Here is a 21,666-nt window from a genome sequence, read left to right as displayed (position 1 = left end):
AATAAAATTCCAAAGTCAATTCAATTTAGATTGACAGAAAATATTTTTCCACCACCATATAGCGCATGTTGATCAGAGACCGCATCGAAAACGCAGCCGATATGCTAACCAGCGGAGAGCGCAAACTTGCTGCAGCTATCCTGTCGGATTACCCATTTGCTGGCCTTTCCTCGATCCAGGAGCTGGCAAAACACGCCGAGGTGTCACCGCCTTCAATCTCACGGTTTGTTACCAAGATTGGACTTGATGGATATCAGGATTTCCAACGTGATCTTATCGCGGAATTGAAAGAAGGGCACCGCTCGCCTGTTCAACTCCACCAGGCGGAACGGCCCGTTCATGGGGGATATCTGAAGGACTTTATTTCCAAATCGGCCAGCCAGATGGCCATGGCGGCTGATGCTATCACCGAAGATCAGTTTAACCAGATCTGCACCCTTCTGACCGACCCGAAACGCAGCGTTTACGTGCTGGGTGGCCGGATCAGCGATACGATCGCCAAGCATCTTTCGTTCCACCTGCGTCAGATCCGCAAGGATGTGTTTCATCTGCCTGATACGCCTGAAGGCTGGCCAGAATATCTGTTGCGGATGCGGCCCGGGGATATCCTTTATGCTGTTGATTTTCGCCGCTACCAACCGGCGCTGGAGCAGCTGTCGCTTGTTGCCTCACGCGATCGGAATGCCCGTGTGATCCTGATGACGGACAAATGGATTTCACCGATTGCCAAACACGCCCATGAGGTCATGCCGGTGCCAATTGATAGCGGCACCTTGTGGGATACTTACTCAGCGGCTCTCTCGGTGACCGAGGCCATCGTGACGCGGATCGCCGAGGACAACTGGGATCAGACCCGAGACCGTATCAAGGCCTGGGATGCTTTGCGCTTTACTCAAGAGGAAAATGAAAAATGACCCTGCCGCTAATTTTTGCTGCCATATCCGATGTTGCCGGAAAGGTGCGCGGCAAAGCCTTTCCCGCTGATCAGTTGGAAAAACGGCTGGTGCGGGGGCTCGGCTGGACCCCTACCAATGTGCAGATCACCTGTTTCGACATAATCGCTGACAGCCCGTTCGGCGCGCTAGGTGATTTGCTTTTGATTCCCGATGCAAACGCAGAGGCCCGGGCGACATTTGGAGATGTGACCGAGCATTTCCTGATGGGCGATGTCGTCACGCTTGACGGGGATCCTTGGGCCTTTTGTACGCGCGCTATCCTCAAATCCGCGCTGAAGCGCCTGCATGATGTAGCAGGCGTTCATCTGATCTCGGCGTTCGAGCACGAGTTTCAACTGAAAAGCCCACCGGCGGTGGAAAACCAGGGATACGGACGCGAAGGGTTCGAGATTCAGCGGAAGCTTTGCGAAGTGCTGATGGCGACACTCGCCGAAAACGGGCTTGAACCAGACAGTATCATGAAGGAATTCGGCCCCAATCAATACGAGGTCGTTATCGGCCCTGCCAAAGGTGTGCGCTCGGCAGATGAGGCAGTAATCCTGCGCGAGCTTACTCGCTCGGCAGCGCGTCACCTGGGTGAGGCTGCAACCTTTACGCCAATCCGCGATGTGGCGAGCGTCGGCAATGGCGTTCATATCCACATGAGCTTTGTCGACGATGCCGGCGAGCCGGTCACATTTGATGCAAGCGGCCCCTGCGGGATGTCCAGACTTACTGATGGGTTCGCTGCTGGCGTGCTAAAATACCTGCCTAACATTCTGGCGCTAACGGCACCGTCTGTCGTGTCATACGAACGCCTTACTCCGCACCGGTGGTCGGCTGCGTATAACAATCTCGGGTTCCGAGACCGCGAGGCCTCGTTAAGGGTCTGCCCTGTGACGGCAAAGGACCCCGCTTCAATCGCCAGACAATTCAACATTGAATACCGCGCGGCGGATGCAGCGGCGTCGCCCTACCTGGCTTTGGCCGCTGTTGTACATGCTGGTGTTCAGGGGATCGAAGATGGGCTGAAAGCGCCCGCGCCGACCGAGGAAGACCTGTCGCTTCTGTCAGCGGATGATCTCACGGCGCGTGGTTTTGTGCGCCTGCCCGAAACGCTTGAGGCTGCCCTTGAGGCGTTTCAGGCGGATACGACAGTCACCGGTTGGTTCGGACCAGATTTCGCGAGCGTCTACGCCGCCCATAAGGCTGCAGAAATCGACGCGGTAAAAGACCTGGACACAGCACAGAAATGCGCCGCGTATGAAGGAACATACTGATGAGTGCGCCCTCTGACAGAGCATTAGCTCCATTTGTCAGCGTCGAAAACATGCGGGACCTGGTCCACAAGCATGGCCTACGGGACTGCCTTGCGGAATTGGCCAATATGATCGAAGCCGATTTCAAACGCTGGCCGGTATTTGACAAAACACCGCGCGTTGCGTCCCATTCTAAGGCGGGTGTGATTGAACTGATGCCAACCTCTGATGGTGTGGATCACACCTTCAAGTCCGTGAACGGGCACCCATCGAACACCAAGGTCGGCCTGCAAACCCTAACCGCCGTTGGTGTGCTGGCCTCTGTTGATACCGGCTATCCACAGCCCTTTTCTGAAATGACCCTTCTGACGGCGCTTCGCACGGTGGCAACATCGGCGATGGTGACGCGTATATTGGCCCCAAAATCAGCTAAAACCGCTGCGAGTATCGGCTACAGGATATTCTGATGCGCAATGATATTTCTGTAGAGTACCCAAAACAGACGCGCATCGAGGGCGATATCCAGCAACTCGACTCGGATCACGCGGTCAACGAACTGTGGCAGGTTCTAACCGGTTCTAAAAAGGGACGAACCTCCGAAGATCAGATCACGGTTTTTGATGGTGTTGGCTTTGTGGTCGAGGATTTCTCGGCCACACGCTGGCTGCACCAAAAAGCGACTGACGGCGCCCCAAGCGAAATGCTGGATCTGATTGCCGACCCGCACGATCCCAAGGATCTGCTCGGTATGATAAGACGATACACACACCGTGCGGTCCAAGCTGCATGAATTTGTGTACTCATACCTTATTGGGGCCGAACGATCCTGCGCCGATTGACGTCGTTAATGCGGATAGCACGTCGGAGATCGTGCTGCTGTGTGAGCATGCAGGCAATGCGGTCCCCGAGATGCTTGGAGATTTGGGCGTCCACCGCGACGTCATTGAAAGCCACCGCGGCTGGGACATTGGTGCTCAGAATGTAGCTCGCCAGTTGGCTGAACAGTTGAACGCGCCTCTCGTCGTCCAAAATTACTCACGGCTGGTATTTGACTGTAACCGTCCCCCTGACAGCCCCTTGGCGGTCCCTGCGATCAGCGACCAGGTTGAGGTGCCGGGGAACAGCGCGATCACCGAATTGAGCCGGGCCATGCGTGTCGATGAAATCTTCCGACCTATGGATGCAGAGTTGAATCGGCTCTTTGCCAACCGTCCGCGTCGTGCCGCGTTTTCGATCCATTCCTTTACACCGCATCTCGATGGCAAGGACCGGCCTTGGCAGGCAGGCTTTTTAAGCCGCGGTACAGGCGGTGCTGCCAAAGCATTGATGGCACATATCGCGCAGCGCCGCCCTGACATGACCTTTGCGTTGAACAAGCCCTATCAGATCGAAACTGAGGGCGATTGGTTTATTCCAGCGCATGCAGAACCCCGTGAGCTTGTGCATTGCCTGATTGAAATTCGAAACGATCAAATCCGCGAACAATCGCAAGTCGGGCTGTGGGCGGATCTGCTGGCAGACGCAATCCTTACAGCAGTAGGGGACATTCCCTCATGAGCATCGCCCCCCTTCATACACATCCCGGACGCTTGCGGGCGTCCAACTTGCTCCGGACGGCGGCGGCGGTTGCTGTGCTGCTGGCTGTGGTGCTTGGGCTGACGTTGATTTTTGGACGCACTGGCGAGCGGATTGCTGTACAGATGTGTGTCAATGTGGTCGCCGTAGTGGCCCTTGCGATTTATTGCGGCAACACGGGCATTGTGTCTTTCGGGCATGGCGCGTTTTTGGCGCTAGGCGCTTATCTGTCAGGCATTCTCACCATGCCTGCTGCTCTTCAACGTTCTGCCCTACCGGATCTACCGTCATTTCTGGCAGGCCATGAAGTAACGATCTGGGTGTCGCTGCCGGTGGTCGCCCTTGCGGGACTTGCCTTTGCAGCTTTAACCGGAAGCGCCATCGCTCGGCTTGTGGGTGCGTCTGCCACGATTGCCACGCTTGGCCTGCTGATCATCGCCCATGGCGTGGCCATCGCCGCACGCGAAATCACACGCGGCAGCCAGACGTTTTACGGTGTGCCAAGGGTGACAGATCTGGTTCTGGCCCTCGGCGCGGCCACGGTCGCAATCCTGCTGGCCCGTTGGTATCGCGAAAGCCGTTTGGGCCTGTTTTCCCGCGCGGCCCGTGACGATGAGGATGCCGCAACAGCACTTGGCATCAATGCCCGACGCACAAGATTCATCGCTTGGTGTGCCTCTGGTACCATGGCGACAGTCGCAGGTGCACTTTACGGGCATATGCTAGGGGCATTTTCACCCGCATCCTTCTACCTTGGGCTCGTCTTTGCGCAGGTGGTCATGATGATTGTCGGCGGAATGTCATCGGTTGGCGGCGCAGTGGTCGGGGTGATCGCGGTGACGCTGCTGCAGGACACTGTGCGCCAGTTCGAAGGCGGCTCAACTGTGCTTGGCGTCACCTTGCCCGAGGTCTTTGGCCTGACGACGATTGTCCTGGGGCTTGCCATCCTGCTGGTGATCTGGGCGCGACCTCAGGGTCTGGTCGGAGGCTTTGAACTTGGCCCTGGCTCCGATGCAAATCTGCTCGGGCGCCTGAAGTCCCGAGTAACTCCTGCGCGCACGCCCGAGCCCGTCGTCCCAGCCACGCTGAAAGCATCAAACCTGTCAAAAAGTTTCGCAGGCGTCAAAGCCGTAAGAGACGTCAGTTTCGAAGCTCCGACTGGGCGCATCACTGGCCTGATTGGCCCCAACGGTGCTGGCAAGTCCACGCTTGTTAACTTGCTGACACGCGCCTATCAGGCGGACACCGGTTCTGCGCATATGGGCGAGGTTGATCTGACCCGTGTCTCGCATCACAAAGTGCCAGGCTTTGGTGTCTCGCGTAGCTTCCAGAACTTGCGCCTGTTCAGCGGTCTGACAGCCTATGAAAATGTTCTTGTTGCCGCTTTGGCCGCAGGTCACGACCGCAAGACTGCCGCGGCTATCACCCTGCGTGAACTAGATGCCTTTGATCTTGAGGAAGTCGCCGGGTATCGCGCCGACAGCCTGCCATATGGTGCCCGCAAGCGCCTGGAAATCGCCCGCGCTTTGGCACAAGACCCGAAGATTCTTTTACTGGATGAACCGGCCGCTGGCATGAATCCCGGCGAAACAGATGACCTGGCTGATCGGCTGATTAAGGTCGGCAAAACACGCGGCCTCGGTGTCCTTCTGATCGATCATGACCTGAGGTTCGTGAACCGCCTGTCGGACTGGATCGTGGTGATGCACCAAGGTGGCGTCATCGCGCAAGGCACGCCTGAAGACGTGCGCGCAAATCCCAAAGTCATCGAGGCTTACATCGGCAAAGGGCGCACAGCCCAAAAAGCAGAAATTAGCGAAACCAACCGAAGTCAACCAACAGAGGTAGCAATAAAATGATACGTAATGCCCTTCTTCTTTCAACAGCAGTTATCACCGGCCTGGCTGGAACAGCGATGGCTGAGAGTTATAAAATCGGCGTAATGTCCGCGCAATCGGGCTATCTGGCCCCCTATGACGGACCCGCCTATGCCGGGTTCCAGTTCTGCATTGACGAAATGAACGCCAAGGGGGGCCTGAACGGCACAACACCGGTTGAGTTGATTGTGCGCGACACCCGGTCTGACATCGCCGAAGGCGTTAAAGTTGTACAGGAAATGATCGATGACGGCGCGCAGTTCATCGTGGCGTCAGCCGATGCCGATCCGACAATCGCCGCGGCCCAGATCACAGCGGCTGACAGCATCCCAACAATGACCTTTGCCGGAACAGCCCCGGTTCTGACGCAAGTCGGTGAACATGTCTTTGGCAGTTACCCTGCGGACAACCAGCAGGCCGCCGTACTAGCAGGCCACGCACGCGAGCAAGGGTTCGAACGTGTCTGGCTCGTGAAATCCCCAGACAGTGCCTACACATTGGGTGGGCCCGAGTACTTTGGCGAGGCCTTCACATCGCTTGGTGGTGCCGTTGTCGGGGAAAGCAACTATTCGCTGAACCAGCCCGACTTTTCTGCCATCGTGACGACCATCAAGAATGCGGATACCACCCCGGATGTGATCGTCACATGGGCTTGGGAGCCTGATTTCCCGGCCTTCATCCGTGCGCTGCGCGGTGCCGGGGTTGATACCCAGGTGATGGGAGGTGACGTACTCGATTCACCAACCGTACGCGGCCTTGGTGATGTCGTCACAGGCGTAGCGCATACATCTGGTGGCTTTCCAGACGAAGGCTCTGCCTATGCCGATTTCATCGCGCGGTTCTCTGCTGCAAAGGGGATCACGCCTGACAACAATTACTACGTCAATGGCTGCGATATTGCGCATATGATCGAGGATGCTGTCGCAGCGGCTGGCACGACAGACCCTGCTGCCGTGACTGCCGCGATGGCCGGCATTGAGAATGGTGAGGGTATCATGTCCAATTTCACTTTCGCGGGGACCGACCGGATGCCTCTGCGTGATGTTGTGGTCGCACGGATTACCGATGCAGGCGAAAAAGAGTTTGTCCTGCGCACCTCAGCTGATCCCGCAATCCTGCCACAGCCGTAAGGTCTGAACCCAATGGAAACAGCACTCGATATCCAAGGCTTGCACGTCCGCTATGGCCCAATCCGCGCGGTTCAGGGCATTGACCTGATCGTCCCCAAAGGCGGCATAACAGCGCTTTTAGGGGCCAATGGCGCAGGCAAGACAACGACGGTCATGGCCATCGCAGGTGCTTTGCCCGTGGTATCGGGCGCTGTTTCCCTTTTTGGCAAGGATATGACAGGAGCCGCACCCGACGCCATTGTGCGGGCGGGTGTGGCCATCTCACCGGAAGGACGCCGCGTGTTTGCGCAGCTGACGGTCGAAGAAAATCTTATGCTGGCCGGATCAATTCTGGGCGACGAGACGCTCAGCGCCAAACGTTTGGCCGAGATGAAAGAGCGTTTCCCGATCCTGGGCGAACGCCGCCGTCAGATGGCGGGGCTTTTGTCGGGGGGCGAACAACAGATGCTGGCGGTGGGACGTGCCTTGATGAGCGGACCGCGCTTGCTGTTGCTGGACGAACCGTCGCTTGGCCTTGCGCCGCAGGTCGTGGATCAGATTTTCGACATCGTAGAAGAATTGAAAGCCGACGGTATTTCAGTGCTTCTGGTCGAGCAAAACGCGGCTCTTGCCCTGGACATTGCCGATCATGCTGTCGTGCTGGCGAATGGCGCTGTTGCCGCTGCCGGTGCACCGTCGGAACTAGCAAATGACGCGGTCTTGCAATCCGCATATCTGGCGGCTTGAGCGATGGATGTTCTTCTTCAACAAATGATCAACGCGCTTAGCCTTGGGGGAATTTATGCGATGCTGGCCCTGGGGCTGGCGATTGTGTTCTCTATTGTGCGATTGATCAATTTCGCGCATGGCGAAATCATGACGTTCGGGGGCTATGGCATCTTTCTGGCCATGAGCTTTGGCCTGCCGCCGATCGCCGCTCTTGTTGTCGGGCTTGGCGCTTCTGTGTTCATGGCCATGGCAATGGAGCGTACAGCGTTTCGCGCCATGCGCGGCGCGGATGTCGTTGCACTTTTGATCACATCTTTCGCGGTATCCGAGATCCTCAAAGTTCTGTTCCAGAACGGAATTTCCGCCAGACCCGTCCCGATCTCTTTTCCAGCGTCATGGTCTGGCACCTATCATATCGGCCAGACGACATTTGGCATTATCCCGACCGTATCAATCATCGTAACATTTTCAGCCCTTGCAGGCCTGACATTCGTGTTGCGGCGCACAACGATTGGCATGGCCATGCGCGCCGCTGCCGAAGATATCGAGATGCTCAAACTGCTGGGTATCAAGGCCAACCGGGTCGTTGCTGTAGCTTTTGCCCTGTCAGGGCTACTTGCGGGTATTGCCGCTGTCATCTGGACGGCACAACGCGGGTCAGTGGATCCACTGATGGGATTTTTCCCCGTTCTCAAGGCCTTCATTGCCACCGTACTTGGGGGTTTGGGCAGCTTGGGCGGCGCTGTCCTTGGTGGGTTCATCGTCGGCGGGCTGGAGGTTCTGCTACAGGCTTTCCTGCCAGACAGTCTGGCCCCATACCGGGATGCAATGGTTCTGGCCTCAGTCATCTTGTTGTTGCTGTTACGCCCGGATGGCCTCCTTCCAGCGGCGAATGCCAACAGATCGTAAGGAGCGGTGTTGGCGCATAGTTCATCACTCGCTCGGATTGTTGCCCTCAGAGCGCGATGACAGACAAAGAGTGTGCAAATCGGATTCTGCGGAAATTGAATCTAACTTTCAAAATCAGACATTGGTGCAGCCGCAGCGGAATTGGGCTGTACCACACTGCCGTTCTTTGACCAGATACCGACAAGAGTCCGCAATAGATCAGAATTCCTCGATGTTACGGCCAATATTGCATGACCCGCTGGCTCCAAAAGATTCTGGGAAGCTGTCGACGGCTCAAAGTTGCGCGTCGTTCCACAAATTCCAGAGCGTCAGTGAGGTAAAGTTAGTCCTTCACCAGCACTCCAAGGCCTGATGCTTTTCAGCCAGAAAGCTCAGTTCTGCACAGCTTGTCAGATCGAACACATGAGCCTCTGGATTTCGACTGGCCACGCCCGGTAGGTGCAGATCCAAAGATCGTATCGCTTCAATGCCTCGCCTGTTTCAAGGAACAAGATGGACAAAGACCAATGTTCCAGGGGCCTCTGTTATGAATGTTCTTCTGCAGCCGTGGCTGCCAACGCGCGGTTATAGGCCTTTAGCGCATCAATATGGTAGAGCGTACCGACTGGCGTCTCAGCTCCGTCATTACCGCTCACCACCACCGGTATGCAGAGGATTTCGTCTCGGTCGAAGAACGGCATCGCCGCCTCAAGTGTAGCGCTTGCTTGAACAAAAAGACCCTGATCAATCAAAACCTGTGCTTCTTCCCGGGTGATTGAACGTGCATCGCCAAGCGGTCGCATCACTGCGCCTGCGCGCAACATCGCCAGAAGATAGGCCTGTGGCCCCGCGGCCAGATGCACATTGCGCCGTTCCAGTTGGGTCAGGAAGAAGGATCGATCCACGAGGCGCGAAGCCAGCGCCGTGGACATTGAAACCGACACCATCACCGCCAGACCGATCTGCCAATCTCCGGTCAGTTCAAAGACAATCATCGTGGTCGAAATCGGGGCACCAAGCACGGCAGCGGCCACCGCGCCCATCCCGGCAAATGCGTAGAGGGTATGGGTACCCGATACATCGGGCAGCAAACCCGTTGCAATCAACCCGAATGCCAACCCGGTTAACGCACCTATCATCAGCGAGGGTGAAAACACACCGCCACCCATACGTCCCCCCATCGTGATCGCAACAGCCACAGTTTTGATGATTGCGAACAGGATGGCGGTTGTCAGAACCAAATCTCCGGCCAGAGCCCGGATCGTGGTTTCGTATCCAACGCCGATGATGTGGGGAAACCAGATCGCGATCAGTCCCAACATTGCGCCTGATACAGCAGGACGCAGCCATCCGGGCAAGGACAGCCGGCTTTGAATGTGATTGCCAATTTCTTCTGCAAAAAAGATCGACCGCATCAGAAGCAAGGCCACCAACCCGCAGATCAACCCAAGGATCAGAAACGCGGGCAGCTCGACATAGAATTGCAGTGATCCGGGCGTATCCAGAGTGAATTCGGTCACGTCGCCGTATTCCAGCCGGTTAATCACCGTCCCGGCGACCGAAGCGATAACGATGGGCGCAAAAGCATGCACCGCGAAATGGCGCAACACCACCTCAAGTGCGAACAAAGCACCGGCAATGGGTGAGTTGAAACTGGCCGAAACTGCCGCCGCCACCGCACATCCCAGCAAATCACGCCCGGTAATTCCGTCGGCATGGATACGATTACTGACCCAGGCCGAGATCACGCCTGCCATATGCACAACCGGCCCTTCTCGACCCGTGGACCCACCTGTGCTGAGCGTAATCAGCGAGGAGAAAAAAGACGCGATACCCGCCTTGCCTTCGACCCGACCATCGGTGAGGGCAGCGCCTTCGATTACGTCGGCAACTGAACGCACGCGCCCGTCATCGGTATACCGGTGCAGGATGATGCCAACGATAAGACCGCCGATGATCGGTGTGATCAGGATCAGGAACCAGGGTAGCTTTTCCACATGGCTGTGTAGTAACGAGATATCCCCGGTGTCGTAAACATAGGCCTGCAATGCCTGAATTGCCTTACGAAATCCCAATGCCATAAAGCCTGCGGCAATCCCGATCGCCAGCGCGATGAACCAGAACTGGATTTGGCTGGGCCCACGCCTGCGCATCACCCGCCACGCGTCCTTTATCGCGGCCAGAGCCTGATTGAGCTGGTTGCGCAGAACGGTGCGGGTTGACTGGGTCATTTGCCCTCGGGGGATCAGGATACACCCCTTACTAAGCCACGGAGGGCACGGATAAAAGCCGGATCGCGCGTCTGTGAGGGCCTATGCGTCCAGAAGAGCACGGGCAGCGGCGCGCGCTTCGTCCGTGATCGTGTCTCCGGCGACCATCCTGGCGATCTCGTCCACCCGGTCGGCCTGGGCCAAGGGCACCACGGTCGACAGAGTTTGCCCATCGGTCACATGTTTCTGAACACGCCAGTGATAGGCGGCACGTGCGGCGACCTGCGGGGAATGCGTCACGACCAATACCTGCCCGCCCTGTGCCAGCGATGCCAGACGCCTGCCGACGGCGTCCGCGGTCGCGCCGCCAACACCCCTGTCGATCTCATCAAAGATCATCGTGCGCACGCTGTCATCGCCGGTCAGACAGACCTTGAGCGCCAGCAAGAAGCGGCTCAGTTCACCGCCCGAGGCGATTTTGTTTAACGGTCCAGACGGTGCACCGGGGTTGGTGGCAACGGTGAACGCCACAGCATCCGCACCTTCGGGGCCGGGATCGGACGGGGTGATCTCGGTCTGGAACACAGCGCGTTCCATTTTCAGCGGTGCAAGCTCGGCCATCACTGCGGTGTCGAGTTTCGACGCTGCCCGCTGACGCAAGGTGCTGAGCGCCTTGGCAGCTTTGTTGTAGGCGGCCTGTGCGGTTTCAACCGCAACGCGCCTGTCGGCCAGATCAGCGTCACCAGCATCCAAACGGTTCAGCCGCTCACGCAAGGTGTCCGCGAACCCGCCCAAGTCGTCCGGGGCAACGTCATGCTTTCGGGCCAACGCACGAATGGCGAAAAGCCGTTCCTCGACTGCTTCCAGTTCAACCGGATTGAAGTCCAGCGCCTGAAGACTGGCATTAACGCCATCTTGCGCCTCGCCCAATTCGACCAGTGCACGCCCCAGTGCGGCAACAGGCTCTTCCATCTGCCCGCCCGCATTATCGGACACGCCTTCCAACCAGCGCAGAGCATCAGACATCGCGCCCTCGGCCCCATCGCTGCCAAGCAAGTCATAGGCACGGGCGACGTCATCGCGAATCCGCTCTGCCCCCTGCATCATGCGGCGCCTTGCATCCAGTTCGGCATCCTCGCCGGGCTGCGGATCAAGCTTATCAAGCTCAGTGACCGCATGGCGCAGAAATTCTTCCTCTGCCCGCATGGCAGCCAAGGCAGATTCGACCTCAGACAAAAGCTTGCGCGCACGCGACATCTCGGACCATGCAGAGCGCACAGTGGCCAGTTGCCCCCTTGCCTCGGCAAAATCATCCAGCATCGCGCGGTGGCCACGTGGGTTCAGCAGGCCGCGATCATCGTGCTGGCCATGCAGTTCCACCAGGGTTTCCGACAAGGCCCGCAGCACCTCGCCCGAGCAACGCCGGTCATTGACCCATGCGGTTTTCCGGCCCTCGGCTGTGTTCACGCGGCGCAAGATCAGCTCTTCGCCTCCGGGCAATCCGGCTTCGGCCAAAATCGCATGTGCGGGGTGGTTTTCGTGCAGCTCGAACTCGGCCACAACTTCGCCCTGAGCGGCCCCCTGACGCACCAGCTCTGCTCGCCCGCGCCAGCCCAGAACGAACCCAAGCGAATCCAGTAGGATCGACTTGCCCGCGCCGGTCTCGCCGGTCAACGCGTTCAATCCCGACTGGAACGTCAGTTCCAACCGGTCGATGATCAGCATATCGCGGATATCAAGGGCGCGCAGCATCGGGTCTCAGCGTCCCACGCCTTTAGCCATGGCGATTACAACCACTGACCTTTGACGGTCTGGCGATAAATCGTGCTGAGCCAGTTGTTGCCGCGGCTTTTGAGTTTCAGCCCGCGAGAGGTCAGCAGCTTATAGCCAGCGTCATACCATTCCGAGGATTGGTAGTTGTAACCCAGAATTGCACCGGCCGATTGCGCCTCATCCACCAGACCCAACGAGAGATAGGCCTCGATCAGGCGATAGAGCGCTTCAGCGGTATGCGAAGTTGTCTGAAAATCCTCTACCACAACGCGGAACCGGTTGATCGCGGCAGTATAGTGATCCTGACGCAGATAATAACGTCCGATCTCCATTTCTTTGCCAGCCAGATGGTCAAAGGCCAGATCGAATTTCAACACGGCGGAGGTTGCATATTCGCTGTCCGGATAGACTTCGATCACCGTGCGCAATGACTGAAGCGCCTGGAACGTCAGGCCCTGATCGCGGCCCACCTCGTCAATCTGGTCATAATAGCTGAGTGCCAACAGATATTGGGCATAGGCCGCATCTTCGTCGGTTGGATAGAAATCTATATAGCGCTGTGCCGCTGCACGGCTTTCTTCGTAATTCTCATCTGCATGGTACGAAAACGCCTGCATGATCAGCGCGCGCTTTGCCCAGTCAGAGTAAGGGTAAAGACGTTCAACCTCAGAGAAGTACCACGCCGCATCGTCGGAACGATTCTCCGACAGCTCAAATTCCCCACGCGTGAAAATCTGTTCGGGGGTGAACCCTTCTAGGTTCTGATTGCGGTCAGCGCCCCCGCTGTTGCACGCTGTCAAAACTGCTGTCAGAAGTACCGCCCCTGCGAATCTGACCGCCGCTTTGGTGCCTATCATTCCGCCAATCCTTGTCGTCTTGCTTAATGGGAATACCCCGGTTTGGGCCTTGGTCTAGCACATAAAATTCCAGTGCAAAACGCCTTAGTAGGCCCTTTGGCGGATTTGTCAGCAGAGTGGAACCAATCAGGCGACTTCGGGGATTTCGTCCCAGACCAGACCCTGCCCGGGCAGACGCGCGGCCTGTTCGGGGGTACACAGGATCGGACGCACAGCACCGGGCGTTTCAAACAGCTTGCGCAGCAGCGTGTTTGTCATCGCATGACCAGACTTGTCGCCGGTGAAATGACCCAGAATCGGTCCACCCGCCAAATACAAGTCACCCAGAGCATCTAGCATCTTGTGACGCACTGCCTCGTCTGCGTGGCGAAGGCCACCCGGGGTCAGAACTTCGTCGCCCTGAACGACCACAGCATTTTCAAGCGTGCCGCCAAGAGCCAAGCCGTTCTCGCGCATCGCTTCGACGTCGGTACGACGGCAGAATGTCCGGCAATCACTAAGCTCGCGTGCAAAAGAGCCATTGCACATATCCAGCCTCTTAGTCTGACGACCAATGGCGCTGTCTTCAAAATCGATATGAAAATCGATAATCAAACCGTCCGCAGGCGCAATCGAAGCACTGGCACCCTCACGGGTTGCGGTCACAGGTTTAAGAACTTCATAGGCCAGGACCGGGCTTGCCTGACGACGCACGCCTTTCAACATGATGCCACGAACGAATTCAATCGAAGACCCGTCCATGATCGGCACTTCGGGGCCATCGATCTCGATCAGCGCATTGTGGACACCGCATCCAGCCAAAGCTGCCATGATATGCTCGACGGTGGAAACCGTAACGCGCGCTTCATTGACCAGTCGGGTACAAAGCGGGGTACGATCGACCACATCGTAGATTGCAGGGATCAACGCATTGCCCAGCTCGATATCCGTCCGTTTGAACCAGATGCCGTGGCCAGCAGCAGCCGGCTTCAGGATCATCGTCGCAGGCTTACCGCTGTGCAGCCCCAGGCCTGTAAACGTGATCGGAGATTTGAGCGTATGTTGCAAGTGTGACCTCGGTGAGTGGCGTCCGACCTGTGATGGCCGTGTTGGCATTCAACTAAGGAAGCAGGTCAAAAGGCTCAACTCACTCTTTGCAACCGAATGAAACATGAATGTGACAGGTCGGCAAAACCCTGCTCACATAGGGATAATGCACTGTTTTAAAATAAGAAAGGGCCGCCAAATGGCAGCCCCTCTTTAGTATATTGTTACCGCGATCAGTTGGCTTGACGGCGAAGGAAGGCCGGTATTTCGATCCGATCCTGCTCCGGGTCGTCCTCGACATGTGCAGGTGCCGTAGCGTCAGATTGGCGCAATACCGGCTGCTGGCGGGCCGGTTGCTGCGCCGGAGTATCGGCTGCGTGGCCGGTCATGCGATCAATCAGGCGGTTAAAACCAAATCGCGGGCGGTCGGCATCCCCATGATTATCGGAGACCTCCTGCGGTCGAGGCGCAGGATGACCTCTTTCAGCCGGAGGTACATTCTGGACGGCTGCCTGCAAGCGCCTCAGCGCTTCAGGTGACGGCGATCCTGCGGGTGCTTGCGGCTGAGGTGCGACAAAGCTTTCTGGGGCGTATTCGACCGGCTCGGGAGTCGGCTCGAATTCGGCCACGCGCGGCTGATAGGCCGGGGGTGGCAGGCCGTCATCATCCTGTTCTGCGCGCGGTTGGAACTGCGGTTCCATCGGCTCTTCAGTTGTTTCAAACAGCGAAGGTTCACGCGTTGGTTCGGGCTGAGGTTCAGGTTCGGCGCTTGCCGCCACTGACATTTCTTCCAGGGCCGCTTCCTCTGCAGAAACCGAACGGGTCAGCGGTGCCGACATCGAACGACGCGCGACAGGCACATCATCCTGCTTTTCGCTGGCGTCGATACCTGTTGCCACAACCGAAACGCGCATGCCGCCTTCCATTGCGGTATCCAGCGTGGAGCCGACGATGATATTCGCCTCTGGGTCCACTTCCTCACGGATACGGTTTGCGGCTTCGTCCAGTTCGAACAGGGTCAGGTCGTGGCTGCCAGTGATGTTGATCAGAACGCCCTTGGCGCCCTTGAGGCTGATTTCGTCCAACAGCGGGTTGGCGATGGCCTTCTCGGCGGCCTGAACCGCGCGATCTTCGCCGGTGGCTTCGCCCGTGCCCATCATCGCCTTGCCCATCTCGTCCATAACGGCGCGAACATCCGCGAAGTCGAGGTTGATCAGGCCCGGACGCACCATCAGGTCGGTCACGCCTTTGACACCCTGATACAGAACGTCATCCGCCATCGAAAACGCCTCGGTAAACGTGGTCTTTTCGTTGGCCAGACGGAACAAGTTCTGGTTTGGAATGATGATCAGCGTGTCGACTACGCGCTGCAAGGCTTCAACACCGTCTTCGGCCTGACGCATCCGCTTGGCGCCTTCGAACTGGAAAGGCTTGGTCACAACACCGACGGTCAAAACACCCAATTCACGCGCTGCCTGCGCGATGATCGGTGCGGCACCCGTGCCGGTGCCACCACCCATACCGGCCGTGATGAAGCACATATGCGCGCCTGCCAGATGGTCTACAATCTGCTCGATGCTTTCTTCGGCCGCTGCCGCACCCACTGTCGGACGCGCGCCCGCACCCAGACCTTCGGTGACTTTCACGCCTAGTTGAACTCGTGACGAAGACTGGCTTTGCTGCAGCGCCTGGGCATCGGTGTTGGCAACGACAAAATCGACACCGTCCAACTGTTTTTCAATCATGTTGTTGACGGCGTTACCGCCCGCTCCGCCAACGCCAAAAACTGTAATCCGAGGCTTCAGCTCGTCGTGCCCGGGCATCGAAAGATTCAATGTCATGCTTCTGTCCGCCTGTTTATATAACCCGCCAACGCGGTGTTTTTCTTACCTATCCACTCACAATCCTACCGATCCAAACGGCAAACGTCACGCCAAAAATCGCGAAAATCCACAAAATATGGAGGAAATAAGGCACCTGAAAACAGTATTTGGCAGATATTGCCAGATGTTGCGGAATTATCTCAATGCACCACAAAACATGCGACGCTCGCGCCACTGTTGACGGGCGCGTCACTTGCAATTCATTCACATTCTGTCTGCGGAAAACTGCTCAAGCCCTCTCGCAAGGCCTCTGACGGGCCCTGTGGATATCTTGCGGGATTTTGACAGCCCCTGCAAGATATTTCTTTAGCTAATTGGGGCACTTGGGCAGTTAAGACCTTTCTCAGAAATGTCCCTGACCTCTTGAATTTCTGTCCTGGAGAAACCGACCATTCGCACCATCAACTGGTTTTCATACAAAAACGGCCACCAGCAAACTGGCAGACCATCCTCGTCATCGTCGTACAGAAAGCAAATCTGCCCATTAGGAGTTGTAATTTTCCCGTACACACAACCCTTGCCCTCCATACGCCAGACCGAGAGAGTCGGGCTCAGGAACTCTTCGGTGCCGACCAGCATACCGCTGTCATAGACGTGAAACTTTACGGTCTTTCCTTGAACGGCCCCCAGGAAGGCTTCGGGTGTGATACGGGTCTGAGCCTCTATCGCTGACGGCACAGCCATGACCAGCGCCGCGATCGCGGCCTTACCAGTTGTCACGGAACCACCGCACAGCGCGCTTGAACGGGCGTGCGGAATAGGTGTCTACGGGGATTTCAAAATCCCACCATTCATCCTGTGGGTTGGCTGCAAACAGGCTTAGCCCCACAACCGAAGAGAACCCCGGCCCTGTGGCCGATTGCGGCAACCCATGGACCCGCAGCGGGCGACCAAGGCGAACACGCTGGCCCAGAATACGAGAGGCCAACCCGTCCAGCCCCATGATTTGGCTACCGCCTCCGGTCAGGACGATCTGCTGACTGGGCATGTGCTCAAAGCCAGCCGCATCCAGCCGTACACGCACTTCTTCCAGGATTTCTTCGACACGTGGACGCATGATACCTATCAACTCTGCCCGGCTGACGGTACGGCGGTCATGTTCCCAATCGCCGGTATCACCGCCAATGTCGATCAGGTCGCGGTCATCCGCGCCTGTCGCGTGAACGCCGCCATTGAATGTCTTGATCCGTTCGGCAACAGACGCCGGAACGCCCAGCCCCATCGAGATGTCACTGGTCACATGATCCCCACCCATGCGCACGCAATCGGCATAGATCATGTGTTTCTTCATGAATATTGACACGCTCGTGGTGCCACCGCCCATGTCGATACAGGCCGCACCCAGTTCCTGTTCATCCTCAACCAGCGCCGAAATACCCGAGACATAGGCCGAATTTGCGATACCGGCCAATTCGAGATCGCAACGCTTGATACAGCGCACGATATTCTGGATTGCAACCGCGTCCACGGTCAGCATGTGCATATCGACGGCCAGCGATTGCCCCATCTGACCCCTTGGGTCGATCAGGCCCGATCGGTTATCCAGCGCAAAATTCACCGGCTGAGCATGTAGGACTTCGCGGCCCGCACCATAGTCGGGCACGTCACAGGCATTCAGAACCCGGCCGACTTCGGCCTCGGTTACCAGCTGACCTTCCAGATCCACCTGGGCATCCAAACCATAGGACCGCGGGTTTGCCCCCGAGAAACAGGCGATCACATGGTCGACACGGATATCTGCCATTTTCTGCGCGGCCTGAAGCGCGGTTCGAATGGCGCGCTCGGTCTCCTGCATCGCAGTGACTTCGCCAAATTGCACACCACGGGACCGCGTGGTCGCGGCACCGATCACCCGAAACCCGGATTGTCCGGCCAGAGACCCGATGCCACTGTCCTCGTGCAAACGCCCGGCGCCGTCGAACCGCAGAACAAGGCAGGAAATCTTTGAGCTCCCGACATCCAGAATAGCGACAACGCCGCGTTGCATCGCCTGCCTGCGCATTTGCCGCATGGCCCGTTGGGACTGATAAAGATCGGTCATCATTGTCGTTACTGCCCACTACTCACATCTACTTTTGTATTCCACCAGTCTTCGCTGGCGGCTTTGGTCATTCGGATTGTTGGTCGCTGACCCAGGCGCATATCCACCACGGCCACATCGCGTTCCAGAAGATCCTGAACCTCGTTCACGGCCAACACGCGTTCCAATGCGCGCACTGGCCGTTCTGTCGGCAACATGATGCGCTGACCGCGATCCAGAACCAGATCCCAGCGACGTTCGCCAATTCGCACCAGACCGCGCACCCGATTGCCAAGACTGCTGGCTGTGGCAGTCAGTTGCAGCGCTTCGGGTACATAGGAATCCGCGCCCTCACCCGCGATCAGTGGCAGATTGGAGTGATCCTGCCGCGATGCGATGATTTCAACATGCGCGCCAGTTTCATCCAGCAATTCGACCCCTCGGCGGGTACGCCAGACAATGGCGGGCTGCCGTTCGACAACATCCACCTGCAGGATACCTCCTGGACGGATGCGCACAGAGGCTGATTTAACCGGATCCAATCCTGTGATCGTTTCGCGCATCTGTTCGACATCCAGGTCCCAGGAACTGATTGGGAAGTCCAGCGGCACCACTTCACGAATGTCTTCCGAAAGGTTGGTTCCCGCCCCATCAATCGCCATCAGGTTGACCATGAATTCTGGTCGCTGCTGGATCGAGATTTTCACATCATGGACATGAGCCACAATCGCTTCGCGCCGGTCCTGAGAGCTGAAATACCCGCCAAGCGCAGCACACACAGCGAAGACCGGCAGCCCGTATTTCAGGCCACGGCGAACACCAGGCGTCAACATCCAGCGCTGCAACCGATAGCTTAGGCGGGACGGCGCCGGATCAAACGCCGATGACTTACGCCCCCAAAGTCGCCGCAGGCGGAACTTGGGTTCTACATTGTTGCGGTCCCCCGAAGCGAAATCGGCATCCGGACCGGCAAGTGGCTTTGACCGATGGATAACCGGCGCACGGGTGGCTGTCAGCGGTCGCATGATGCGTCCTCCACCATCCATGCGCAAAACTGGCCGAAGGTTATCCCGCAATGCGCGCCCTGTTCCGGAGCCAGTGACGTCGGCGTCATTCCTGGCTGGGTGTTGGTTTCCAGCAGGAACAAGCCCTCTGCGCCCTTGCTGTCATCCCACCGAAAATCTGTGCGGCTGACGCCTTTGCAACCCAACAGATCATGCGCCTGTTTGGCAAAGCCCATACACAGGTCAAAAATGTCCTGCGGGATTTCAGCAGGCAGCACATGCCACGACCCGCCCGGCTTGTACTTGGCATCGTAATCGTACCAGCCATCCGTCATGATTTCTGTCACGGTCAGGGCGCGGTCGCCCATGACTGTGACGGTCAACTCGCGGCCAGCCACATATTGTTCGACCATTACCAGTTCGGGCATGTCGTCTGCCAGTTTCGGCGGAGTGTTGGCGCCCTCATGCACCAGATAAATGCCGACGCTGGAACCCTCGTTGTTGGGCTTGACCACATAGGGCGGTTCCATCGTGTGACGCGCGGCAACTTCGGATTTGGCCTCGATCACACTTTCGGCGACTGGCAGACCCGCGATACGGAACGCCGCTTTGCTGCGCTGCTTGTCCATGGCCAACGCCGAAGCCAGCACACCCGAATGGGTATAGGGAATACGCAACCACTCCAGCAGACCCTGCACGCAGCCATCCTCGCCCCAGCGACCATGCAGAGCGTTGAAGACCACATCCGGCTTGATATCCAAAAGGCGCGCATAGAGGTCCGGACCCGCGTCCAGTTCGACCACTTCAAAGCCTTCTCCCCTTAGGGCGGCTGCGCATTCGCGCCCAGAGCTGAGAGACACCTCACGTTCCGCCGAGGGTCCACCCATCAATACCGCCACTTTGGGGTTTGTCCTGCTCGAACTACCCACGTCGTGCGCCTCAAATCCTGCGGACCTTATGTGGTGGTCCGTCCTGCTTTATGCCTTTGATCCGTCGCCCTATTTTGCCTGTTTTGGGTCTGACGGTCGGAGCTTTAATCTGTCAGCGGATCACCGACCCGCATGATTTCCCACTCTAGCGTGATGCCGCTTGTTTCGTAAACCTTTTTTCGCACATCTTCGCCCAACCCTTCGAGGTCGGCAGCGGTGGCAGAGCCGGTGTTGATCAGAAAATTGGGATGCTTGGGGCTCATCTGCGCTCCGCCCCGCATCACGCCCCGCATTCCCGCGTCGTCGATCACCTTCCAGGCCTTGAGGTCATGCACATCATCTGCGCGGCCCGTCGAGGAAAACCCGGCCGGATTGCGGAAGGTCGAGCCCGCGCTGCGATCTTTGGTCGGCTGGGTCTCATCCCGCTTTTTCAACTGCGAGTCCATGCGGGCATGCAGTTCATCAGGATCATCTAGGGGGCCTTCGAACGTGGCCGAGATCAGCACTGCCCCCTCAGGCAGATCCGACTGACGATAGCGAAAATTCAGTTCTTCGGGCGTCAGATCGACGACCTGCCCTTGCCGCGTGATGATCGTCGCCTTGCACAGAACATCCGCCGTATAGCTGCCATAACATCCCGCATTCATCCGCACAGCGCCGCCAATCGACCCCGGAATGGTTCGCAAAAACGTCAGGTCCACGCCCGCATCAGCTGCCTTGCGCGCCACATGCCCATCCAGCGCCGCCGCGCCTGCGGTGACAATGTTGCCCTCAATCGAGATGCCATTAAATCCCCGGCCCAACCGGATCACTACGGCGCGCAGCCCTCCGTCCCGGACGATCAGGTTCGAGCCGACGCCCATCGGGAAAACCGTGATATCGTCAGGTAAGTCGCGCAGAAACTGCTGCAGGTCTTCCTGGTCGGCGGGTTGAAAGAGGTAATCCGCCGGTCCTCCGACCCGCAACCAGGTCAGATCATTCAGCGGGCGGTTCTGGGTGAGCTTGCCGCGTGGCGAGGGAACAGAAGTCATGGCCGCTAATTCGCGGATTTGAACCGCCAAAGCAAGCTGTATCCGCTATTGCGCGGCACCCAGGATCCGACGCAACCACCGGCCCAGATAAATCACGGGCCAACGCAGTACCGAGATCCCAGCAACCAGAACAATCAACCCGATCCATGGGCCGTTCTGCAGCGTGACATAGCCAACGATAGGAATACCCGCAGCAATCAAGAAATAGGCGCGGGTCCAGTGATTATCCTTGCTGGGGATCATCGCCAGCACATTCGCAACAACTCCCCACAGGGCGGCAAGGGCAATGGACCAATTCATTCGTCGTCCCCTCGGCCTGTCCAACGTTGCCAATAGTGGCGAATTGGGTTGCGGAACATGGATGCAAAAGCCGCAAAGCCCAGGACCGAAAAGAACCAGCCGAAATCGTAACCCAGCCAGACAATCAGCGCCGGCGCAACGATAACCAACACAATCCCCGGTGGAAATTGCAGGCGCATCGGTAGCATGGCCACGATAGTCGACGCTATGACCCACAACCCTGCAAATAATACCGAGTACGCCAAATCTTGCCTCCGAGAC

The 21,666-nt window shown here is 57.6% G+C and carries 19 protein-coding genes and 1 pseudogene; 8 read left to right on the top strand and 12 right to left on the bottom strand.

The genetic code is table 11. The features are described from left to right. The first annotated feature begins 65 nt into the window (after positions 1–65). The 8 genes and pseudogenes from AC2FIC_RS01365 to AC2FIC_RS01330 all read left to right on the top strand — a co-directional run bounded on the left by AC2FIC_RS01365 (position 66) and on the right by AC2FIC_RS01330 (position 8,393). Positions 66–914: a MurR/RpiR family transcriptional regulator gene (locus AC2FIC_RS01365; protein ID WP_496690886.1), complete on the top strand. Its 849-nt coding sequence runs from the start codon at positions 66–68 to the stop codon at positions 912–914. Further along, positions 911–2,215, top strand: coding sequence for a glutamine synthetase family protein (locus AC2FIC_RS01360; RefSeq protein ID WP_496690887.1), 1,305 nt, complete (start codon positions 911–913; stop codon positions 2,213–2,215). The genes AC2FIC_RS01365 and AC2FIC_RS01360 overlap by 4 nt, the downstream gene beginning before the upstream one ends. Beyond that, positions 2,215–2,984: pseudogene (locus tag AC2FIC_RS01355) on the top strand (Rossmann-fold NAD(P)-binding domain-containing protein). The gene AC2FIC_RS01360 and the pseudogene AC2FIC_RS01355 overlap by 1 nt, the downstream one beginning before the upstream one ends. Further along, positions 2,981–3,751 carry an N-formylglutamate amidohydrolase gene (locus AC2FIC_RS01350; protein ID WP_496690888.1) on the top strand — a complete coding sequence of 257 codons (771 nt, stop codon included), beginning with the start codon at positions 2,981–2,983 and terminating at the stop codon, positions 3,749–3,751. Before AC2FIC_RS01355 ends, AC2FIC_RS01350 begins: the two are co-directional and overlap by 4 nt. Then, complete coding sequence (locus AC2FIC_RS01345) at positions 3,748–5,628, top strand: branched-chain amino acid ABC transporter ATP-binding protein/permease (RefSeq protein WP_496690889.1); 1,881 nt, start codon at positions 3,748–3,750, stop codon at positions 5,626–5,628. The genes AC2FIC_RS01350 and AC2FIC_RS01345 overlap by 4 nt, the downstream gene beginning before the upstream one ends. Continuing rightward, positions 5,625–6,776, top strand: a complete 1,152-nt coding sequence (locus AC2FIC_RS01340; RefSeq protein WP_142635012.1) for an ABC transporter substrate-binding protein — start codon at positions 5,625–5,627, stop codon at positions 6,774–6,776. The genes AC2FIC_RS01345 and AC2FIC_RS01340 overlap by 4 nt, the downstream gene beginning before the upstream one ends. A 12-nt stretch (positions 6,777–6,788) precedes the next feature. After that, positions 6,789–7,502: an ABC transporter ATP-binding protein gene (locus AC2FIC_RS01335; protein ID WP_496690890.1), complete on the top strand. Its 714-nt coding sequence runs from the start codon at positions 6,789–6,791 to the stop codon at positions 7,500–7,502. Between the two features lie 3 nt (positions 7,503–7,505). Further along, positions 7,506–8,393, top strand: a complete 888-nt coding sequence (locus AC2FIC_RS01330) for a branched-chain amino acid ABC transporter permease (protein ID WP_496690891.1) — start codon at positions 7,506–7,508, stop codon at positions 8,391–8,393. Between the two features lie 524 nt (positions 8,394–8,917). Here AC2FIC_RS01330 and AC2FIC_RS01325 read toward each other — a convergent pair. The 12 genes from AC2FIC_RS01325 to AC2FIC_RS01270 form a co-directional block, all read right to left on the bottom strand. Beyond that, positions 8,918–10,603, bottom strand: a complete 1,686-nt coding sequence (locus tag AC2FIC_RS01325; RefSeq protein WP_496690892.1) for a chloride channel protein — start codon at positions 10,601–10,603, stop codon at positions 8,918–8,920. 81 nt (positions 10,604–10,684) lie between these two features. Continuing rightward, positions 10,685–12,334: a DNA repair protein RecN gene (gene recN / locus AC2FIC_RS01320; protein WP_496690893.1), complete on the bottom strand. Its 1,650-nt coding sequence runs from the start codon at positions 12,332–12,334 to the stop codon at positions 10,685–10,687. A 35-nt stretch (positions 12,335–12,369) separates the two neighbouring features. Beyond that, positions 12,370–13,212, bottom strand: a complete 843-nt coding sequence (locus AC2FIC_RS01315; RefSeq protein ID WP_142635022.1) for an outer membrane protein assembly factor BamD — start codon at positions 13,210–13,212, stop codon at positions 12,370–12,372. 126 nt (positions 13,213–13,338) lie between these two features. Continuing rightward, entirely contained in the window at positions 13,339–14,259 is a 921-nt protein-coding gene (gene lpxC, locus AC2FIC_RS01310) for a UDP-3-O-acyl-N-acetylglucosamine deacetylase (RefSeq protein WP_496690894.1), read from the bottom strand. Positions 14,260–14,471: 212 nt separating this feature from the next. Further along, on the bottom strand, positions 14,472–16,079 hold the full coding sequence (gene ftsZ / locus AC2FIC_RS01305) for a cell division protein FtsZ (RefSeq protein ID WP_271950278.1): 1,608 nt from the start codon (positions 16,077–16,079) through the stop codon (positions 14,472–14,474). Positions 16,080–16,427: 348 nt separating this feature from the next. Beyond that, positions 16,428–16,841: a hypothetical protein gene (locus AC2FIC_RS01300; RefSeq protein ID WP_496690895.1), complete on the bottom strand. Its 414-nt coding sequence runs from the start codon at positions 16,839–16,841 to the stop codon at positions 16,428–16,430. Next, positions 16,828–18,162 carry a cell division protein FtsA gene (gene ftsA, locus AC2FIC_RS01295; protein WP_281972769.1) on the bottom strand — a complete coding sequence of 445 codons (1,335 nt, stop codon included), beginning with the start codon at positions 18,160–18,162 and terminating at the stop codon, positions 16,828–16,830. Before ftsA ends, AC2FIC_RS01300 begins: the two co-directional genes overlap by 14 nt. An 8-nt stretch (positions 18,163–18,170) precedes the next feature. Next, positions 18,171–19,166: a cell division protein FtsQ/DivIB gene (locus AC2FIC_RS01290; RefSeq protein WP_142635027.1), complete on the bottom strand. Its 996-nt coding sequence runs from the start codon at positions 19,164–19,166 to the stop codon at positions 18,171–18,173. Further along, complete coding sequence (locus tag AC2FIC_RS01285; protein ID WP_496690896.1) at positions 19,154–20,032, bottom strand: D-alanine--D-alanine ligase; 879 nt, start codon at positions 20,030–20,032, stop codon at positions 19,154–19,156. Before AC2FIC_RS01285 ends, AC2FIC_RS01290 begins: the two co-directional genes overlap by 13 nt. A 146-nt stretch (positions 20,033–20,178) precedes the next feature. Then, complete coding sequence (gene murB, locus AC2FIC_RS01280; protein WP_496690897.1) at positions 20,179–21,105, bottom strand: UDP-N-acetylmuramate dehydrogenase; 927 nt, start codon at positions 21,103–21,105, stop codon at positions 20,179–20,181. 45 nt (positions 21,106–21,150) lie between these two features. Further along, complete coding sequence (locus AC2FIC_RS01275; protein ID WP_142635031.1) at positions 21,151–21,405, bottom strand: DUF2484 family protein; 255 nt, start codon at positions 21,403–21,405, stop codon at positions 21,151–21,153. Further along, positions 21,402–21,650, bottom strand: coding sequence for a DUF2484 family protein (locus AC2FIC_RS01270; RefSeq protein WP_142635033.1), 249 nt, complete (start codon positions 21,648–21,650; stop codon positions 21,402–21,404). Before AC2FIC_RS01270 ends, AC2FIC_RS01275 begins: the two co-directional genes overlap by 4 nt. Positions 21,651–21,666: the final 16 nt, after the last annotated feature.

Source organism: Ruegeria sp. CDSC079, assembly GCF_059610505.1.
Note: the sequence above shows the minus strand (reverse complement) of the source record. Positions and strands in the feature narration are given on the sequence as shown.

What these genes read in the sequence shown, in the direction of transcription:
- AC2FIC_RS01365 (WP_496690886.1), top strand. Translation starts at nt 66, where the DNA reads ATGTTGATCAGAGACCGCATCGAAAACGCAGCCGATATGCTAACCAGC.
- AC2FIC_RS01360 (WP_496690887.1), top strand. Translation starts at nt 911, where the DNA reads ATGACCCTGCCGCTAATTTTTGCTGCCATATCCGATGTTGCCGGAAAG.
- AC2FIC_RS01350 (WP_496690888.1), top strand. Translation starts at nt 2,981, where the DNA reads ATGAATTTGTGTACTCATACCTTATTGGGGCCGAACGATCCTGCGCCG.
- AC2FIC_RS01345 (WP_496690889.1), top strand. Translation starts at nt 3,748, where the DNA reads ATGAGCATCGCCCCCCTTCATACACATCCCGGACGCTTGCGGGCGTCC.
- AC2FIC_RS01340 (WP_142635012.1), top strand. Translation starts at nt 5,625, where the DNA reads ATGATACGTAATGCCCTTCTTCTTTCAACAGCAGTTATCACCGGCCTG.
- AC2FIC_RS01335 (WP_496690890.1), top strand. Translation starts at nt 6,789, where the DNA reads ATGGAAACAGCACTCGATATCCAAGGCTTGCACGTCCGCTATGGCCCA.
- AC2FIC_RS01330 (WP_496690891.1), top strand. Translation starts at nt 7,506, where the DNA reads ATGGATGTTCTTCTTCAACAAATGATCAACGCGCTTAGCCTTGGGGGA.
- AC2FIC_RS01325 (WP_496690892.1), bottom strand. Translation starts at nt 10,603, where the DNA reads ATGACCCAGTCAACCCGCACCGTTCTGCGCAACCAGCTCAATCAGGCT.
- recN (WP_496690893.1), bottom strand. Translation starts at nt 12,334, where the DNA reads ATGCTGCGCGCCCTTGATATCCGCGATATGCTGATCATCGACCGGTTG.
- AC2FIC_RS01315 (WP_142635022.1), bottom strand. Translation starts at nt 13,212, where the DNA reads ATGATAGGCACCAAAGCGGCGGTCAGATTCGCAGGGGCGGTACTTCTG.
- ftsZ (WP_271950278.1), bottom strand. Translation starts at nt 16,079, where the DNA reads ATGACATTGAATCTTTCGATGCCCGGGCACGACGAGCTGAAGCCTCGG.
- ftsA (WP_281972769.1), bottom strand. Translation starts at nt 18,162, where the DNA reads ATGACCGATCTTTATCAGTCCCAACGGGCCATGCGGCAAATGCGCAGG.
- AC2FIC_RS01290 (WP_142635027.1), bottom strand. Translation starts at nt 19,166, where the DNA reads ATGCGACCGCTGACAGCCACCCGTGCGCCGGTTATCCATCGGTCAAAG.
- AC2FIC_RS01285 (WP_496690896.1), bottom strand. Translation starts at nt 20,032, where the DNA reads ATGGGTGGACCCTCGGCGGAACGTGAGGTGTCTCTCAGCTCTGGGCGC.
- murB (WP_496690897.1), bottom strand. Translation starts at nt 21,105, where the DNA reads ATGACTTCTGTTCCCTCGCCACGCGGCAAGCTCACCCAGAACCGCCCG.
- AC2FIC_RS01275 (WP_142635031.1), bottom strand. Translation starts at nt 21,405, where the DNA reads ATGAATTGGTCCATTGCCCTTGCCGCCCTGTGGGGAGTTGTTGCGAAT.